The sequence below is a fragment of the Planomonospora antibiotica genome, assembly GCF_014647955.1.
Taxonomy (GTDB): domain Bacteria; phylum Actinomycetota; class Actinomycetes; order Streptosporangiales; family Streptosporangiaceae; genus Planomonospora; species Planomonospora parontospora.
In genome coordinates this window covers 39,443-56,833 of record NZ_BMQE01000006.1, presented here as the reverse complement: position 1 = coordinate 56,833, position 17,391 = coordinate 39,443, and the positions used below count along the sequence as shown (strand labels likewise).

The following is a 17,391-nucleotide window of genomic DNA, read 5'->3' as shown; positions in this document are numbered from 1 at the left end:
GGTCACCGGGTCGGCCGGTGGAACTCGGTCAGCAGCTCGGCGAGCTGCCGGGGCAGGTGTTTGGCGAAGTAGTGGCGGCCGCCGGGGACGACGGCCAGCCCCACCTCGGAGGCGTACAGGCCCCAGGCCAGGTGGCCCTCCCCGTACCCCTCGGTCGCCTCGTCGGCGTCGCCGATGATGCAGGTGAGCGGGGTGGACAGGCGGGGCGTGAAGCCGGCGGACGTGCGGCCGAAGAAGCGGGCGGCCTCCGTCATGTCGTGCCGGACCATGCGGATCACCGTGGTCAGGTCGCGTTCGTCGAGCACCCCGTCGAAGCCGTCCATGGACCGCAGGTGCGCGACGAGGTCGTCGTCGCTGGAGATCCGCTCCATCTCCAGCGAGTACTCGGGGTCGTCCTCCGGCAGGGCGGCGGCGAGGTACAGCGCGCGGGGGCGCAGGCCGTACCCCTCCAGGACGCGGGTGGTCTCCAGCGCCGCGACGACGCCGGCGCAGTGGCCGTAGACCGCGAACGGGCCGCGCACGGTGCGGGCGATCTCGGTGGCGGCGAGCTCGGCGAGCTCGGTGACGGGCACCATCGGGCCGGGGCGCACCGGGTCGTGCCCGGGAGGGGAGACCGCCACCAGGGCGATCTCCGGCGGGAGCTCGGCGGCGAGCGGCCGGTAGGCGATGGCGTCGCCGCCGCCGTGCGGGAAGCACACCAGGGTCAGCTCCGGCTCGCGCCCGGTCTCGGGGGTGAGCCGGTACAGCAGACGGTGCGGGGCGCCGGGCGCGGCCTGCTCCCCGCCGGGCCCGGTGAGCTCGGCCAGGCGGGCGGCGAGCCGGCGCGGCGTCGGATGGGTGAACAGCTCCACCACCCGCAGGTCCTCGCGGACCGCCCGCACGGCGCGCACCGCGGCGAAGGAGTCGCCGCCGAGGGCGAAGAAGTCGTCGTCGGGGCCGACGCCGCCGACGCCCAGGACCTCGCCCCAGGCGGCGGCGACCGCGGCGGCGAGGGGCCCGCCGTCCGCCGGAGCGGTCGCGCCGGACCCGCCGGACCCGCCGGACCCGCCGGACCCGTTGTGCGCGGTGGGCGCGGTGCCGGAGCCGGTGGACCCGGGGGACACGGTGGACCCGGCGGCGGGCGCGGGCAGCGCGGCACGGTCCACCTTGCCGTTCGGGCTCAGCGGCAGGCGGTCGAGCAGCACCAGGGCGGACGGTACGGCGTGCGGCGGCAGCACGCGGGCCAGCGCGGCCCGTACGGCCGCCGGGTCCACCCCCGCGACCTCCTCCGTGCCTTCCCCCGGGCCCTCCTCCGTGCCTTCCGCTGCGCCTGCTTCCGGGACCAGGTAGCCGACGAGCCGCGCCGCGCCCTCGCCGGGCCCGCCGCCGCGCGCCACCACGACGGCGTCGCGCACGCCCGGCTGCCCGCGCAGCGCGGCCTCCACCTCGCCCGGCTCGATGCGCAGCCCGTTCAGCTTGATCCTGAAGTCGGTGCGGCCCAGCAGCTCGATGACGCCGTCGGGACGGTGGCGCGCGACGTCGCCGGTCCGGTACAGGCGCTCGGTGAGCCCCGGCTCCAGCTCGACGGTCACGAACCGCTCCGCGGTCAGCTCCGGCCGGTTGAGGTAGCCCCTGGCCAGGCCCGCCCCGCCCAGGTGGAGTTCGCCCGGGACGCCGACCGGCACGGGGCGCAGCCGCTCGTCGAGGATGTAGGCCCGCTGGTTGGCCATCGGCCTGCCGTAGGGGATGCGCGCCCAGGAGGGGTCGACGCGGTGGACGGGGAACTCGATGGAGTGGATCGACGCCTCGGTGGCCCCGCCCAGGGCCGCGAACGCCAGCCCGGGGGCGAAGGCGCGGATCCGGTCCGGCTGGGCGACCGGGATCCAGTCGCCGCCGAGGAAGGCGACCCGCAGATCCGGCAGGTCCGGGCCCCCGGCGTGCTCCAGCTGGTCCAGGAGCAGGTCCAGCAGGGCGGGCGCGGAGTTCCACACCGTCACCCCGTGCCGGGTCATCAGGTCGGCCCAGTGGGCGGGGTCGCGCGCGGCGGCCGGGTCGGGCAGGACCAGGGTCCCGCCCGCGCCCAGCATGCCGAGGACCTCGTAGACGCTCATGTCGAAGCTGGGGGACGAGAGCGCCAGGACCGCGTCCCCGGGGCGCACGCCGTACGACCGGTTGAGGTCGAGCAGGTTGCTGACGACCCCCCGGTGCTCCAGCGCGATCCCCTTGGGGGTCCCGGTGGAGCCCGAGGTGTAGATGACGTACGCCAGGTCGCGGGCGGTGACCCGGGTGACGGGGCGGTGGGCGGGGCGGGCGGCGATCTGCGCGCCGTCGGCGTCCAGCAGCACCCGCACGGCGCCCGCGGAATCCCCGGCGCCCGCGGGGGCTCCGGGGGGTCCTTCGCCGGCCGGGATCCGGGCCGCCGTCTCCGCGGTGGCGACCAGGACCGGGGCCGCGGCGTCGCGGACCATGAAGGCCAGCCGGTCCGGCGGGTAGTCCGGGTCCAGCGGCACGTACGCGCCGCCGGCCTTGAGCACGGCGAGGATCGCCGTCACGAGGGCGGGCCCGCGGCGCAGGCACAGCGCCACCGCGCCGCCCGGCCGCACGCCCAGTCCGATCAGGTGGTGGGCCAGCCGGTTGGCGCGCTCCTCCAGCTCGCGGTAGGTGACCGTCCAGCCGTCCAGGCCGCCGCAGACCAGCGCGGGCGCGCCGGGACGGCGGTCGGCGTGCTCCTCGAACAGCCGGTGCAGGCAGGTCCGGTCCGGGAACGGCGCCCCGGTGGCGTTCCAGTCGTGCAGTACGGCCCGCCGCTCGGCCTCCGACAGCAGCGGCAGGTCCCCCAGCGGCACCTCCGGCCGCTCGACCGCGGCCCGCAGGAGGGTGAGGAAGCGCTGCAGCAGCCGGTCGACCGTCTCCGGGTCGAACAGGGCGGTGGGGTACTCCACCAGGGCCCGGACGGTGGTGCCGCTGTCGTGCACGCTGACCATCAGGTCGTACTTGGTGACGCCCGACTCGAACTCGACCGGCTCGGTCCGCAGGCCCGCCAGCTCCGGTGCGGTGTCCGGCGTCTCGTCGAGCAGGAACATCACGGACGTGAGCGGCGGGCGGCTCGGGTCGCGCGGGATCTTCAGCGCGTCGACGATGAGGTCGAACGGCATCTCCTGGTGGGCGTAGGCCTGCAGGGTGGTGGTCCGGACGGAGCGGACCAGCTCGTCGAACGTGGGGTCGCCGCCTGTCCTGACCCGCAGCGGCAGCGTGTTGACGAAGAAGCCGATCAGGTCGGCGACGGCCGGGTGGTCGCGGCCGGAGACCGACGTGCCGACCACGACGTCGTCCTGGCCGGTGTGGCGGGCCAGGGTGGCGGCGAAGCCGGCCAGCAGCGTCATGAAGAGCGTCGCGCCCGCCGCCCTGCCGTGCTCGCGCAGCGCCGCGACCAGCGGGGCGGGCAGCTCGACGTAGCGGGAGCCCCCCTCGTGCCCGAACAGCGGCGGCCGGGGCCGGTCGGTGGGCAGGTCCACCGGGGCGGCGCCCGCCAGCTCGCCGGTCCAGTAGTCCCTGAGCCTGTCCAGCCGCTCGCCGCCGACCCGCCTGCGCTGCCAGGCGGCGAAGTCGGCGTACTGGAGGGGGAGCGGGGCCAGGCCGGGGTCGCGGCCCGCCGCGCGGGCCGCGTAGCAGCGCTCCAGCTCGGTGGAGAGCAGCCGCATCGACCAGCCGTCGGTGACGATGTGGTGGACGTTCAGCAGCAGGACGTGGTCCTCGGGGCCCAGCCGCCCCAGGGCGGCGCGGATGGGCGCCTCACGGGCGAGGTCGAACGGGGCGACCGCGTCGGCGGCGTGGAACGGGCCGATCGCGGCCTCGTCCGGCAGGTCGACGACCGGCAGGGGCAGCCGGTGGTCCGGCAGGAGCTCGGGCACCGCCTCCTCGCCGCGTCCGGGGTAGACGGTGCGCAGGACCTCGTGCCGGTCCACCACGTCCTGCAGGGCGCCGTGCAGCGCCCCGACGTCCAGCGGACCGCGGATGCGGGTGGCCACCGGCACGTTGTAGGCCGGCGAGCCCGGCTGCAGCTGGTCGACGAACCAGAGCCGCCGCTGGGCGAACGACATCACCGCCGGCTCGCCACCGGTCCGGGGCTCCGGGTCGTCCTGCCCGGCGGGCCCGGCGCCCGCGCCCGCCAGTGCTTCGAACAGGGCGCGGCGCGAGGCGGGCAGACCGGCGATACGTTCGGCGAGGGTGTCGCTCACCGGGAACCTCCATGCGTTTTCGGGGGAGTCTTCGGGGCGTCTTCGGGGGTGCTCGCGGCGGCGACCGGCCGCCGGCCGGCGGCCGGGCCCTCCCGGGCCGGCCCCTCCGAGGCGGAGGGAGCCCGGCCGGGCCGAACCGGACGGAGTCGAGCCGGGCGGAGCCGGGTCAGGCGGGGTAGCCGGGCAGCGGGAAGTCCCGGCAGAGTCGGGCCACGGCGGCGCGGACGCCGTCGCGGGCGGGTGCGGGGAGCCGGTAGTCGGTGTCGCCGAGCTGCTCCACCGCCTCGACGGCCCGGCAGAAGAGGTCGGCGCAGGCGGCCATGTCGGCGGGGCCCATGCCGCGCAGCGCGAGCGTGTTGGTGCCCAGGCGGATCCCGGAGGTGACGTGGGCGGGCCTGGTGTCGCCGACGATGCGGTTCTTGTTGACGATGATCCCGCACTCCTCCAGCGCCCTCTCGACCACGACGCCGGTGTAGCCCTTGGCGCCCACGTCGATGAGGACGAGGTGGTTGTCGGTCCCGCCGGTGATCAGGCCCTGCCCGCGGTCCACCAGCTCCACCGCGAGCTGCCGGGCGTCCAGCCGCAGGCGCAGGGCGAGCGCGCGGAAGGCGCCGGTGGAGGCCGCGGCGAACGCCCGGGCCTTGGCCGCCACCCCCGCCAGGTCCGGGGTGCCCTGGGCACGGGGGAAGACCGCCCGCTGCAGCGCGCCCGCCAGCGTCCCCCTCCCGCCGGGACCCGGCCGGGCGGCGTCGGGCCCGGACAGGATGAGCCCGCCGCGCGGGCCGTAGAGCTGCTTGTAGGTGCTGGTGGTGGTCACATGGGCGTACGGGACCGGGTCGGGGTGCTCGCCGGCCGCGACCAGCCCGGCGATGTGGGAGATGTCCGCCAGCAGCCAGGCGCCGCACCCGTCGGCGATCTCCCGGAAGCGGGCGAAGTCGATGGTGCGGGGGTAGGAGCTCGCGCCGCAGACGATCAGCTTGGGCCGGACGCGCCGGGCCAGCTCGGCGACCTCGTGGTAGTCGATGAAGCCGTCGGGGCCCACGCCGTAGCCTGCGGTCCGGAAGTACCTGCCGGTGACCGAGGCGGGGGAGCCGTGGGTGAGGTGCCCGCCGGCGTCCAGGTCCATGCCGAGCACGGTGTCGCCGGGTTCCAGCAGGGAGAACAGCACCGCGAGGTTGGCCGAGCTGCCCGAGTGGGGCTGCACGTTGGCGTAGTCGGCTCCGAAGAGCTCGCGGGCCCGGGCCACGGCCAGCCGCTCGACGTCGTCGGCCACCTCGCAGCCCGCGTGGAAGCGGGCGCCCGGGTAGCCCTCGGCGGTCACGTTCCCCAGCGCGCTGCCGGCGCAGGCCAGCACCGACGGCGGCGCGGTGCTGCACGCGGCCACCATCGCCAGCGTGTCCGCCTGGCGGCGCATCTCGCGCTCCAGCAGATGGAAGATCTCGGGGTCCTCGGCGGCGAGGTTCTCCGTCGCGCGCCGGTGGAATTCGGCCAACCGGACCATGCGGGCCTCCAGTCGTCAGAGCCGCCGGGAAAAGGCTCCCGGAAGGGCGGTGAATTCGATCCGCGGACGGCAGATTAGGCACCCCCAGTTAAGTGCCGGTTATGACGCTTTATTAGGATTGATGAGAAATTGAAGCGATGAATTCCCCGCCTCCTTCCCCCGCCGGCGGGTGGGGGTCCGGGGCCCTCAGAGTGCGACGTAACCGCGCGGCAACCGGTTGCCGGAAGGGTGAACGGCGATACCGGTTTGACGGCGACCACGACGGCGGCTTTGACGGGATGACTCTGGAGGACCAATGACCACGGGACCACCGCATCGGTACTTCCAGGTTCTGGTGAACCACCGCGCGCAGTACGGCATATGGCCCCTGGACGACGCCGTGCCCGGCGGCTGGTCGCCGATCGGGTTCGTCAGCACGCGCGAGGAGTGCCTGGTCCAGGTGGCCGAGCTGTGGCGGGACATGCGGCCGGCCGGGAAACCGGACGAGGACGGGCCGGCCGGCTGGCCCGGCCGGATCGCCGCCGCCGCGGCCGCCCGTCCGGACGCCGTCGCGCTGAGCGGCGGCGCCCGTCTCACCTACGGCGAGCTGCTGGAGGGCGCGCGCCGGCTCGCCGGGCGGCTGATCGCCCTCGGCATCGGCGCCGAGGACCGGGTCGCGCTGTACCTCCCGCTCGGTGCCGCGGCGCTCACGGCGCTGCTCGGCATCGCCCTCACCGGAGCCGCCTACCTCCCGGTCGACAGCCTCGACGACGCCGGCTGGCGGGACCTGGTGATCGCCGACGGCGGTGTCCGGGCGGTCGTCACGGACCGTGCCGACACCCTGCTGCACGTCGACGCGCACATCCTGACCTGGCCGGACGACGCCGGGACCGAAACCGGCACCGACGCCACCCCCGACGCCGTCACCGATTCCGGGATCCCCGACACCGACACCGACGAGGCCATCGGCGCCGCCGCGGCCGCCACCGCTGCCACCGCTGCCACCGCCGCCGTCGCGGCGGCCGGATCCGCCGCGACCGGGCGGCCCGCCGCCCCGGCGCAGGGTCCGGGTGCGCTCCCGTCCGACGCGGCCTGCGTGCTCTACCACCCGGCGGAGCGCGGATCGCGGGGCGTCGTCCTGGAGCACCGACAGCTGGACGCCCTGCTGGGCGAGGTGCTCCCGGTCCGCCCGGGCGACCGCGTCGCGGTGTCGGGGCGCCTGTCCTCCGAGTTCGTCAACGCGGACCTGCTGCGCGTCCTGCACGGCGGGGCCGAGGCGGTCCTGCGGCCGGACGCCGCCGGTGCCACGGGTGGCGCCGGAGGCATCGGTGCCGCCGACCCCGCCGACCCCGCCGACACCGCCGATGCCTCCGAGGGCTCCGCCCGCCCGCCCGCCCCGAGGTGCTCCTCGCGCTTCTACGGATCCCTGGAGACCGGTGTCGTGTGCGCCGGGCGCAGGACGCTCCCCGCCGGGCCGGGCCCGGCGCGGACGCTGATCGGCCCGCCGCTCGCCGGCTGCCGCCTGTACGCCCTGGACGACGACCTCCGGCCGCTCGCCGCGGGCGGCACCGGCTTCCTCTACGTCGGAGGCCCGGTGGTCGCCCGCGGCTACCTGGACGATCCGGCGGCGACGGTCGACCGCTTCCTCCCCGACCCCTTCGCCGCGGACGGCAGCCGCATGTTCGCCACGGGACACCGCGTGCGGCTGCTGGAGGAGGGGGTGCCGGAACGCCTCGACGGATAGGCCGCAGGCGTCCGGAGAGCACGCATCCGCAGCCCGGGGCTCCTGCCGTCCGACCGAGCGCGACCCGTCCCGCCAACCGAACAGACAGGAGCGGAAATGTCCGTCACTCCTCATGTCACCGTGCTGAGCGGCGCGCTGGGCGCCGGCTCGCGCACCGAGCGCCTGGCCCGCTGGTGCGCGCGGGAATGCCTCTCCCGGGGGGCGACCGCCACCCTCTTCGGAGGCGCCGAGCTGGACTTCCCGTTCTACGGGGAGCCCGGCCGCCACGGCCCCCGGGTGGCCCGGTTCCTGGACGACCTGGCACGCGCCGACGGCGTCGTGCTGGTGACGCCCGCCTATCACGGCAGCGTGTCCGGCCTGCTCAAGAACGCCCTCGACTACGTCAACGAACTGGCCGCGGACGCACGCCCCTTCTTCGACGCCAGGGCGGTGGGCTGCGTCGCCCTGGCCGGGGGGGAGCAGGGCGCGGCCGCGACCCTCGCCACCATGCGGGCCATCGTGCACGCCCTGCGCGGCTGGCCGACACCGCTCGGCGTCGGCGTGACCGGAGGCTCCCTGCCGGACGGCGACGCCTCGCCGGCGAGCGAGCGCACGCGCCGGCAACTCGGCCTCATGCTCGACCAGGTCCTGTTCCTCGGCTCCGTGCCGGGGACGGGACGGCCGCAGGAGGTCGCCCTGCCCTCTCTCGCGCTGACGGCGCTCGACGCCGGATATTTCGACGCCGGAAAGAGCGGATCGCCCCGCAGCGGAACGTCTCCCGAGATTTCCGTGGAGCCGGGTCTCTACCGCCACGCAGATAGATAACCGCCATTTAACCGCCTTTATCTATTTTCTGCATATGTCGGATATCGAGGTCGACTCCCGTCCGGGTGGACCAGGCGCGACCCACGTCACGAAGCAGGAGCTCCGATGACCCACAGTTCGGCTCCAGAAACCCCGGGCGGGTACGCACCCGCGTACCGCGTCCTCGACGCGGTGACGCGGTGGGCCCGGCGGGCACCCGCGGCCACGGCGGTCCGCGCACCGGACGGCGAGTTCGGTTTCGCGGAGCTCGCCCGCCACGTGGACGCCCTCGCCGCCGCACTCGTCGACGCCGGCGCCGGCCCGCAGACGCCCGTCGGCCTGTGCACCGGCAGATCACGCTGGCTGGTGCCCGGCCTGCTCGCGGTCTGGCGGGCGGGCGCCACCGCCGTGCCGGTCGACGACGGCCATCCCGCCGACCGGATCAACTTCGCGCTCCGCGACGCCGGGGCGAAGATCCTGCTCGGCGACCGGCTCCCGCCCGGTGCCGCGCCCCCGAAGACGCGCACCCTCCTCCCGGAGGAGGCGGCCGGGCGGCGGGTGAGCGCGTGGGCCGCGCCCCCGGACCCGGACGACTGCGCCTACATCATCTACACCTCCGGGACCACCGGCTGGCCCAAGGGCGTGGAGGTCACCTACCGGGGCCTCGACACGCTGCTCGGCGCCCTCGCCGGCCTGGAACTGCCCGCCGGCGGGCTCGGGGTCAACGCCGTCTCCCCGGCGTTCGACGGCTGGCTGTGGTGCACCCTGCTCTACCTGTGCCACGGGCAGGGCGTCGCCCTCGTCGACCTGGAGGAGGGGCTCGACGCGGCGCTGGAGGCGGTGCGCCCGCGCACCGTCTGCCTCACGCCGTCGCTGCTCGCCTCCTGCACCGGGGACATCCCCAGCGCCCGGGTCCTGGTCGTGGCCGGCGAGCCCTGCCCGCCGGAGCTGGTGCGCAGGTTCGGCGGCGGGCGCAGGATCCTCAACGTCTACGGCCCCACCGAGACGACGATCGCCGCCACCTGGGCCGACAGCCGCCGCGGCGACGACGTCCGGACGATCGGGCGGCCGCTCCCCGGCTACCGCGCCCACGTGCTGGACGACCGGCGCCGCCCGGTGCCGCCCGGCGTCCCGGGGGAGCTGTACCTGGCCGGCGCGGCCGTCGCCCGCGGATACCGCAACCGGCCGGGCCTGACCGCCTCACGGTTCGTCCCCGACCCCTTCGGCGAGGCCGGGGAGCGGATGTACCGGACCGGCGACGTGGTGGTCGAGCGGCCCGACGGGCAGCTGGAGTACCACGGCCGGCTGGACGACCAGGTCAAGGTGCGCGGCCTGCGGGTGGAACTCGGCGAGATCGAGCGCGTGGCGCTGCGCGCCCCCGGCGTCCGCGCCGCCGCGGCCTTCGTCACGGAGACCGGTGACGCGGTCGGGCTCGCCGTGGTGCCCTCGGCAGGCGCCGCCGCGGGCCGGGCCGCCCCCGGCACCCCGCAGGGCTCCCCGGCCCTGGACCCGGCCCCGGCCCTGGACCTGGAGCCGGACTCGCTCCCGGACCCTCTTCCGGACCAGGAAGGGGAGGCCCGGCTCGCCGCCGAGGTCAGGGCCCGCTGCGCGGCAGGCCTGCCGGAGGCGATGGTGCCCGCCGCGGTCGCCGTCGTGGCGGCCCTGCCGACCCTCCCCACGGGCAAGGTCGACCGTACGGCGCTCGCCCGGCTCTCCCCGCGCGGGCCGGTGACCGGCCGGCCGCCGGCCGGTGAGCGCGAGCTCCTGGTCTGCGAGGTGCTGGGCGAGCTGCTCGCCCGCCCCGTCGAGGACGCCGGAGCCGACTTCTTCGAGCTCGGCGGGCACTCGCTGCTGGCCGCCCGGGCGGTCTCGGCGCTGCGCCGCCGTACCGGGCTGCGCCTGACGATGGCGCACCTGCTGGCCGCCCCCACCGCCGAGGGCCTGGCCGCCGCGCTGGACGGGCTCGCCGAGGACTCCCTCGTGGGGACGGCGTGAGCCGCCCCTGGCTGGTGTCGTGGCCCGCCGGCCCCGCCCGGCCCGCCCGCCCGACGCTGCTCTGCCTGCCGCAGGCCGGGGCCGGCTGCGGCCAGTTCCGCCCCTGGCAGGACGCGCTGGGGCCGGAGGTGTCCGTGGTCGGCGTGCAGCTGCCCGGCCGGGAGAACCGCTTCACCGACCCGCCGGCCCGCAGCGTCGGGGAGGTCGTCGGCGCGGTCGTCGCCGAGATCGCCGGCGACCCCGCCGGGCCGCTCGCCTCGGGGCTGCCGCTCGTCGTCTTCGGCAACAGCTTCGGCGGGCTGCTCGGCTACGAGGTCGCCCGCGCCCTCGGCGGCCGCCACGGCCGGTGGCCGGACGCGCTGGTCGTCGCCGCGTGCCGTCCCCCCGGCATGTGGACCGGCGCGGGCCGGGGCCTGGTGGAGGGGGAGGAGGAGCTCGAGCGGCTGCTGGCGGGCCGCGGGCTCGGCGAGGACGACCTCGATGAGGACAGCCGCGAGCTGGCGCTGGAGGTCCTGCGGCACGACGCCCGGCTGTCCCTGACGTACATCCACGACGACGGCGCGGGGGGCGCGCTGTGCCCGGTCGAGGCCTGGGGCGGCGAGGCCGACGAGACCGTGACCCCCGGCCAGCTCGCGGGCTGGCGCGACCACGCCGCCGCCGGGTTCCACCGCCGGCTCTTCCCCGGCGGCCACCACTTCTGCCTGGAGCGTCCCGGCGCGGTCCTGCCGCTGCTGCGCGAGCTGCTCCGCGAGCCCGCCCGAACCCCCGAGAGGAGCCCGAGATGAACGACGGGACCCGCCGCTACGCGGTGCTGGTCAACGACGCCGGGCAGCACGCGCTGCACCCGCAGGACGCCGGCCCGCCCCGCGGCTGGCGCGCCGCGGGGTTCAGCGGCAGCGAGGAGGCGTGCGCCCGGTACGTCGACGAGCACTGGACCGACACGCGCCCGCTCCACCTGCGCCGGAGGGCGGGGGAGCGGCATGCCTGAGCTGCCCGTCCCGCCCGAGGGGCTGGACCTCCTCGACCCCGGCCTGTTCGCCAGGGACGCCTTCTGGCCCGTCTTCGCCTGGCTGCGGCGGAACGCGCCGGTCCACCGGCACCCGGAGCCGGACGGCCCCGGGTTCTGGGTGGTCAGCCGCTACCGGGACATCGCCGCCGTCTACGCCGACGCCGAGACGTTCAGCTCGCGGTACGGCATGCGCCTCGACAGCGACCCCGGAGCGGTCGAGGCGGTCGCCCAGCGCATGCTGATCGTCTCCGACGCCCCGGACCACACCCGGCTCAAGCGGGTCCTGCAGCGGTCCTTCGGGCCGTCGGCCATGCCCCGGATGGAGGAGCTCGTCCGGGGGGTCGTCGCCGAGGTGGTCGGGGAGGCGGCCGAGACCGGGGAGGTCGACTTCATCGACGTCGCCAAGAAGATCCCCAACCACGTGGTCTGCGCGCTCATGGGCATCCCCCGCGAGGACCGGGAGTGGATCGGCGGCATCACCACCGACGCCTTCGAGTCGGAGGACGAGGCCGAGCGCAGCGGTGCGCACGGCGAGATCTTCCTCTACTTCGCCGACCTGCTGCACGAGCGCAGGGCCCGGCCCGGCGACGACTTCGTCAGCGTCATCGCCACCGAGCGCCGGGCCGCCGACGTCCCCGGCGGGGAGCGCCCGCTCACCGACGAGGAGATCATCTTCAACTGCAACGGCGTGCTGGCCGGGGCGAACGAGACGACGCGCTACTCCGCGGCCGGGGGGGTGCTCGCGCTGGCGCGCGATCCCGGCCAGTGGGAGCTGCTGCGGGCGGCCGGCCCGGCCGGGGCGTCCGCGGCGGCCGAGGAGATCCTGCGCTGGACGACCCCCGGCGTGCACGCGCTGCGTACCGTGATGCGCCCGGCCCAGGTCGGCGGCGTCCGCGTCGAGCCCGGGGACCGGGTGACGCTGTGGAACGTCTCCGCCAACCGCGACGAGGAGGTGTTCGACCGGCCCGGCCGGTTCCTCGCCGACCGCACCCCCAACCGGCACATCGCCTTCGGCCACGGCCCCCACCTGTGCCTGGGCGCCCGGCTCGCCCGGCTGGAGCTGAGCGCCTTCGTGGCCGAACTGACCCGGCGGGTCGAGCGGATCGAGCTGACCGGCGACCCGGTGTACAACGCCTCGAACTTCACCTGGGGCCTGCGCCGCCTGCCGGTACGGCTCTCGCCGGCCCGGATCCCGGCGCCCGCCTGACCCCGCCGTCCGGTACGCCCGGCACGCCCAGACCACCCAGACCGCCCGGCACGCCCAGACCGTCCGGACCGCCACGGCCCCGGCACCGCCCCGAGGGGCGCGGCACCGCCCGGACCGCTCCCAGGGGCCCGGCGCCCGCCCGAGCCGCCCCGGATCCCCGCGTCACCTTGCCCTGCGTTCCCCCTCGTCTTTCCTCGCGTCTTTTCCCCCCGCGGTTTCCCCGCGTCGCCCAAGGAGGCACCAGCGTGGCCATCAAGATCATCGATCATGACGGACGGGCGACCGTCCCCGAGCACCTCGACCTCCCGGTGGACCGGAGCAGGACCGGCGACGCCGGGACCGGCGGTGCCGCCGCCGGGTACGTGAGCGTGCCGGTACCCGTCGAGGGCCGGACCGCGACGTGGTGGACCGCCGTGTTCCTGGCCTTCCTGCACCGCTACAGCGGCGCGACGGAGATCACCCTCACCGGTCCCGACGGGCTGGCCCACCGCTACGGCGTCACCGCCGCCGACAGCGTGCGCGTGCTGGCCGCGCGCGTCACCACCAGGCCGGTCGGCGGGGACGCCTCCACAGCCGGAGACAGGGCCGCAGACAGGGCCGCAGAGGGGGCCGCGGACGGGAGCGGGGAGCGGCGGGCCGAGACCCGGGGCGTCACCGTGGCGCTGACCACCGCCGAGCACGGCGGCGGCGTCCGGGCCGACCTCACCCTCCTCGTCACCGGGGACGGCGCGGTCCTGCTGGCCGCCGGCGACCTGTGGCTCCCGGAGACGGCCGAGCGCATGGCGCGCCACCTGGCCACCCTCGCCTCCGCCGCGCGCCGGGCCGCCGACGTCCCCGTCGCCGAACTGCCGCTGCTGGACGCGGCGGAGCGCCGGCGGCTGCTGGTGGAGTGGAACGACACCGACGCGGCCTGGCCGGACGGCGACTACCCCGCGCTGGTCGCCGCGCGCGCCGCCGCCACGCCGGACGTCCCGGCGGTCGTCCACGGGACACGCGTGATCACCTTCGGCGAGCTGGAGACGCGGGCGAACCGGATCGCGAACTTCCTGCGGCGCGTCGGCGCGGACACCGGCGAGCGGGTGGGCCTGCTCTGCCCCCGCGGAGCCGACTTCGTCGTCGCCGTCCTGGGCATTCTCAAGTCCGGCGCGGCCGTGGTGCCGCTCGACCCGATCAACCCCGACGCCCGCATCGCCCAGATGGTCGAGGACGCCCGGCCGCTCGCCGTACTGGCCCCCGAGCCGCTGCTGGAGCGGGTGCCCGGCGGCGTGCGGGCGGTGCGCGTCGACGCCCCCGAGTTCGACGCCGAGCCCGTCGAGGCCCCGTACGTGGAGCTCACCGGCGACTCCGTCAGCCACCTGATCTACACCTCCGGCTCGACCGGGCGGCCCAAGGCGGTGCTGGAGCGGCACGGGGCCCTGGTCAACCTCGTCCACTGGACCGGGCGCGCCTACGGGGTGCGCCCCGGGGACCGGGCCTCCTGGCTGTCCACGCCCGGCTTCGCCGTACAGCTCATGGAGTGGATGCCCTACCTCGCGCTGGGCGTCACCGTCTGCGTGGGGGAGGCCGAGGACCGCACCCCCGAGCAGGTCAGGGACTGGCTGGTCGCCGAGCGCGTCACCCACACGATGCTCGTCGCGGCGCTGGCCGAGCGCGTGTGGCCGCTGGAGTGGCCCGCGCAGGCCGCGCTGCGCGTCATGGTCACCACCGCCGAGCGGGTGCACAGCTGGCCGCCCGCCGACACGCCCTTCCAGGTCGTGATGACGTACGGCTCGACCGAGACCACCAACGTGCTGTCCTGCCTCGACCTCGGCGCCGGATCCGACCTCACCGCCCAGGCCACTCCCGAGGAGGTGCGCGCCGCGCGGCAGGTGCCGGTCGGCCGCCCGATCGCCAACACGCGGGTCTACATCCTGGACGGGTTCGGCACCCCGGTCCCGGTGGGGGTGGTCGGCCGCCTGCACGTCGCGGGCGCCGGCGTCGCGGGCGGCTATCACCGCCGCGACGAGCTGACCGCGGCGCGGTTCCGGCTCAACCCCCTGGCCGAGGAGCCGTCGGCGGTGCTGTACGACACCGGCGACCTGGCCCGCTACCGGCCGGACGGGGCGGTCGAGCTGCTCGGGCGCTCCGATGCCCAGGTGAAGGTCCGGGGCTTCCGGGTGGAGCTCGGCGAGGTGGAGACCGCCGTCGCCGCCGCGCCCGGGGTGGCGGAGGCCGTCGTGGTCGCGCGCGAGGAGGAGTGGGGCGGCACCCGGCTGGTCGCCTACGTCGCCCCGGCCGCCGCGGAGGCGAGGACCGTGCGCACCCACGTCTCCCGGCGGCTCCCGCAGTACATGGTGCCGGCCGCCGTGGTCGCCCTCGACGCGCTGCCCCGGCTGGCCAACGGCAAGCTCGATCTGCAGGCGCTGCCCGAACCCGCCGCGCTGGACACCGGCGCGGAGGCCGTCGCGCCGCGCGACGACGCGGAGACCGCGCTGGAGCGCATCTGGGCCGGGCTGTTCCGCGTCGAGCGGGTCGGCGTGCACGACAACTTCTTCGAGCTGGGCGGCCACTCGCTGCTCGCCTTCCGGCTCATCGACGAGGTCCGTACGGCCTTCGCGGTGGAGCTGAGCCTGCCGGACCTGTACCGCAGCCCGACCGTCGCCGGGCTCGCCGAGCTCGTCACCACCAGCCGGACCACGGGCCGCTCCGACTTCGCCGGGATGTCCGCGATCGAGCCCGACCCGGAGAACCGCTTCCAGCCGTTCCCGCTCACCGAGTGCCAGCAGGCGCTCTGGGTCGGCCGGGGCGACGCGGTCGACCTGGGCAACGTGGGCTGCCACGGCTACTTCGAGTGGGAGAGCGACCACCTGGACGTCGAGCGCTTCACCGCGGCCTGGCGCAAGCTGGTCCTGCGCCACGACGCGCTGCGCACGGTGATCCGGCCCGACGCGCTCCAGCAGGTGCTGGCCGAGCCGCCGGACTACGCCGTCGAGGTCCTGGACCTGCGCGGCGCCGAGCCCGCCGAGGCCGAGGCCGAGCTGCTCCGGCTGCGCGAGCGGCTCTCCCACCAGGTGCTCGACGACGGCCACTGGCCGCTGTTCGACGTGCGGCTGTCGATCCTGCCCGGCCCGTGGAAGGTCCGCATCCACCTGAGCCTGGACTTCCTCATCTCCGACGCGTGGAGTTACTTCCAGGTGCTCATCCCCGACCTGGTCCAGCTCTACGAGCGCCCGGACGAGGACCTGCCCCCGCTCCGGCTGACCTTCCGCGACTACGTCATCGGAGGCCGCGACCGGCTCGCCGCCAGCGACGTGTACCGGCGCTCGGAGATCTACTGGCTGGACCGGATCGACTCCCTGCCACCGGCCCCGGAGCTGCCCGCCCGGCCGCCGGAGCAGGAGGCGCTGCCCATCCGCTTCGACCGCCGCGACCACCGCCTGGACGCGGCGACCTGGGACCGGGTGAAGGCGCAGGCCACCGAGTTCGGCGTGACCCCCTCCGTCCTGCTCTGCGCGGTCTTCGCCGAGACCCTGCGGGCGTGGAGCGGCATGGAGCGGTTCACGATCAACTTCCCGATCTTCAACCGGCTGCCGCTCCACCCCGACGTCAACGGGCTGCTGGGCGACACCACGACCACCATGCTGCTGGCGGTGGAGAAGTTCGACGGGACCTTCGCCGAGCGGGCCCAGGCGCTGCAGGCCCAGCTCTGGGCGGACCTGGAGCACCGCTACTTCAGCGGGGTCCAGGTGCTGCGCGCGCTGGCCCGCCGGCGGGGCACCATGGCCCCCGCCATGCCGATCGTGCTGACCAGCCTGGCCGGGCACCCGCCGCGCGCCTTCGCCGCCTCGCTGGGCGAGGCGACCTACTCCATCTCGCAGACACCGCAGGTCTCCATCGACTTCCAGGTGTTCGAGGTCGCCGGAGAGCTGCTGTTCAACTGGGACTTCCTGCCCGGTCTCTTCCCCGACGGGCTGGTGGAGGAGATGTTCGACGCCTACACCGAGATCCTCGGCAGGCTCGTCGACGACCCGGCCGCCTGGCGGACCGGCTCCTTCGGCCTCGGCCCGTTCGACGTGGCGGCGCTGGCCGCCTCGGCCGCCGACCGGCGGGAGACGCGGGACACCGGCGAGGCCTGGGAGCAGTTCTGGGCGGGGGTCGGCAGGACCGGGTCCGGCGGCGACGTGCTGTGGGACCCCGACAGCGACTCCGAGCTCGCCGCCTGGGTCGGCGTGGCCGTGCAGCGGATGGACCGGGCGCTGCCGGTCGTCGACATCGGCTGCGGCAACGGACGGTTCACCAGGGCCTTCGCCGAGCACTTCCCGGCGGCGATCGGCACCGACGTCTCGGCGAGCGCCATCGCCCACGCCGTCGCCGAGTCGGCCGGCCTGCCGCGTACGGCCTTCCGCACCCTGGACGCGACCCGGCCCGAGGAGGGCGCGGAGCTGGCCGAGGAGATCGGCGACGCCAACGTGTTCGTCCGCGCGGTGCTGCACGTGCTCGACGACGCCGCCCGCGCGGCCTTCGCCGAGACGGTGGCCGAGCTGACGGGGGACCGGGGGGTGCTCATCCTGCTCGAACCCGCCTACGAGGAGTCCTCCTTCGGCTACCTGGGCGTGGTGGGCGGCGACCGGGGCCGGGCCGCGACCCTGGTGCGCCCGCTGGAGCGGGCGGGCGTGCTGCACTCCAGCCGGTTCGGCGACGCCGAGCTCGACCGGTTCTTCGGCGCGGCCGGCGGCTGGGAGCACGTCGCCTCCGGGGCCGTCGAGCTGGACGCGGTGGACCCGGAGTCCGACACGGCGTCGGTCAAGGTGCCCGGCTACTTCGCCGTCGTGCGCCGCGCCCGCTGAACGGCTCCTCCGCGAGGCCGGATGCGGTCCCCGCCTGACGCGGGGCCGCATCCGGCCATCAATCATGAAATTCCTTGATATGAGGCGTCGCTCCCGAGAGACTGCGGCCTACCCGATCTCAGGAGGGCGC

At 75.9% G+C, this 17,391-nt stretch carries 9 protein-coding genes; 7 read left to right on the top strand and 2 right to left on the bottom strand.

Annotation, left to right across the window (positions count from 1 at the left end):
• Positions 1–2 precede the first annotated feature (2 nt).
• Both IEZ06_RS07520 and glyA read right to left on the bottom strand, forming a co-directional pair.
• Positions 3–4,217: a non-ribosomal peptide synthetase gene (locus IEZ06_RS07520; protein WP_189235931.1), complete on the bottom strand. Its 4,215-nt coding sequence runs from the start codon at positions 4,215–4,217 to the stop codon at positions 3–5.
• A 166-nt stretch (positions 4,218–4,383) separates the two neighbouring features.
• The gene (glyA, locus tag IEZ06_RS07515) at positions 4,384–5,718 is read right to left on the bottom strand and encodes a serine hydroxymethyltransferase (protein WP_189235930.1); all 1,335 of its coding nucleotides are present in this window, start codon (positions 5,716–5,718) and stop codon (positions 4,384–4,386) included.
• Between the two features lie 295 nt (positions 5,719–6,013).
• Here glyA and IEZ06_RS07510 point away from each other — a divergent pair, with 295 nt between their 5' ends.
• The 7 genes from IEZ06_RS07510 to IEZ06_RS07480 all read left to right on the top strand — a co-directional run bounded on the left by IEZ06_RS07510 (position 6,014) and on the right by IEZ06_RS07480 (position 17,261).
• Positions 6,014–7,441 carry an AMP-binding protein gene (locus IEZ06_RS07510; protein WP_189235929.1) on the top strand — a complete coding sequence of 476 codons (1,428 nt, stop codon included), beginning with the start codon at positions 6,014–6,016 and terminating at the stop codon, positions 7,439–7,441.
• Between the two features lie 96 nt (positions 7,442–7,537).
• On the top strand, positions 7,538–8,245 hold the full coding sequence (locus IEZ06_RS07505) for an NADPH-dependent FMN reductase (protein ID WP_189235928.1): 708 nt from the start codon (positions 7,538–7,540) through the stop codon (positions 8,243–8,245).
• Positions 8,246–8,350: 105 nt separating this feature from the next.
• A complete protein-coding gene (locus IEZ06_RS07500) occupies positions 8,351–10,219 on the top strand; it encodes a non-ribosomal peptide synthetase (protein ID WP_189235927.1) in 1,869 nt (622 codons plus the stop codon).
• On the top strand, positions 10,216–11,004 hold the full coding sequence (locus IEZ06_RS07495; RefSeq protein WP_203872087.1) for a thioesterase II family protein: 789 nt from the start codon (positions 10,216–10,218) through the stop codon (positions 11,002–11,004). The genes IEZ06_RS07500 and IEZ06_RS07495 overlap by 4 nt, the downstream gene beginning before the upstream one ends.
• A complete protein-coding gene (locus IEZ06_RS07490) occupies positions 11,001–11,207 on the top strand; it encodes an MbtH family protein (RefSeq protein ID WP_189235926.1) in 207 nt (68 codons plus the stop codon). The genes IEZ06_RS07495 and IEZ06_RS07490 overlap by 4 nt, the downstream gene beginning before the upstream one ends.
• Complete coding sequence (locus tag IEZ06_RS07485) at positions 11,200–12,435, top strand: cytochrome P450 (protein ID WP_189235925.1); 1,236 nt, start codon at positions 11,200–11,202, stop codon at positions 12,433–12,435. The genes IEZ06_RS07490 and IEZ06_RS07485 overlap by 8 nt, the downstream gene beginning before the upstream one ends.
• 245 nt (positions 12,436–12,680) lie before the next feature.
• On the top strand, positions 12,681–17,261 hold the full coding sequence (locus IEZ06_RS07480) for a non-ribosomal peptide synthetase (protein ID WP_189235924.1): 4,581 nt from the start codon (positions 12,681–12,683) through the stop codon (positions 17,259–17,261).
• Positions 17,262–17,391 lie beyond the last annotated feature (130 nt).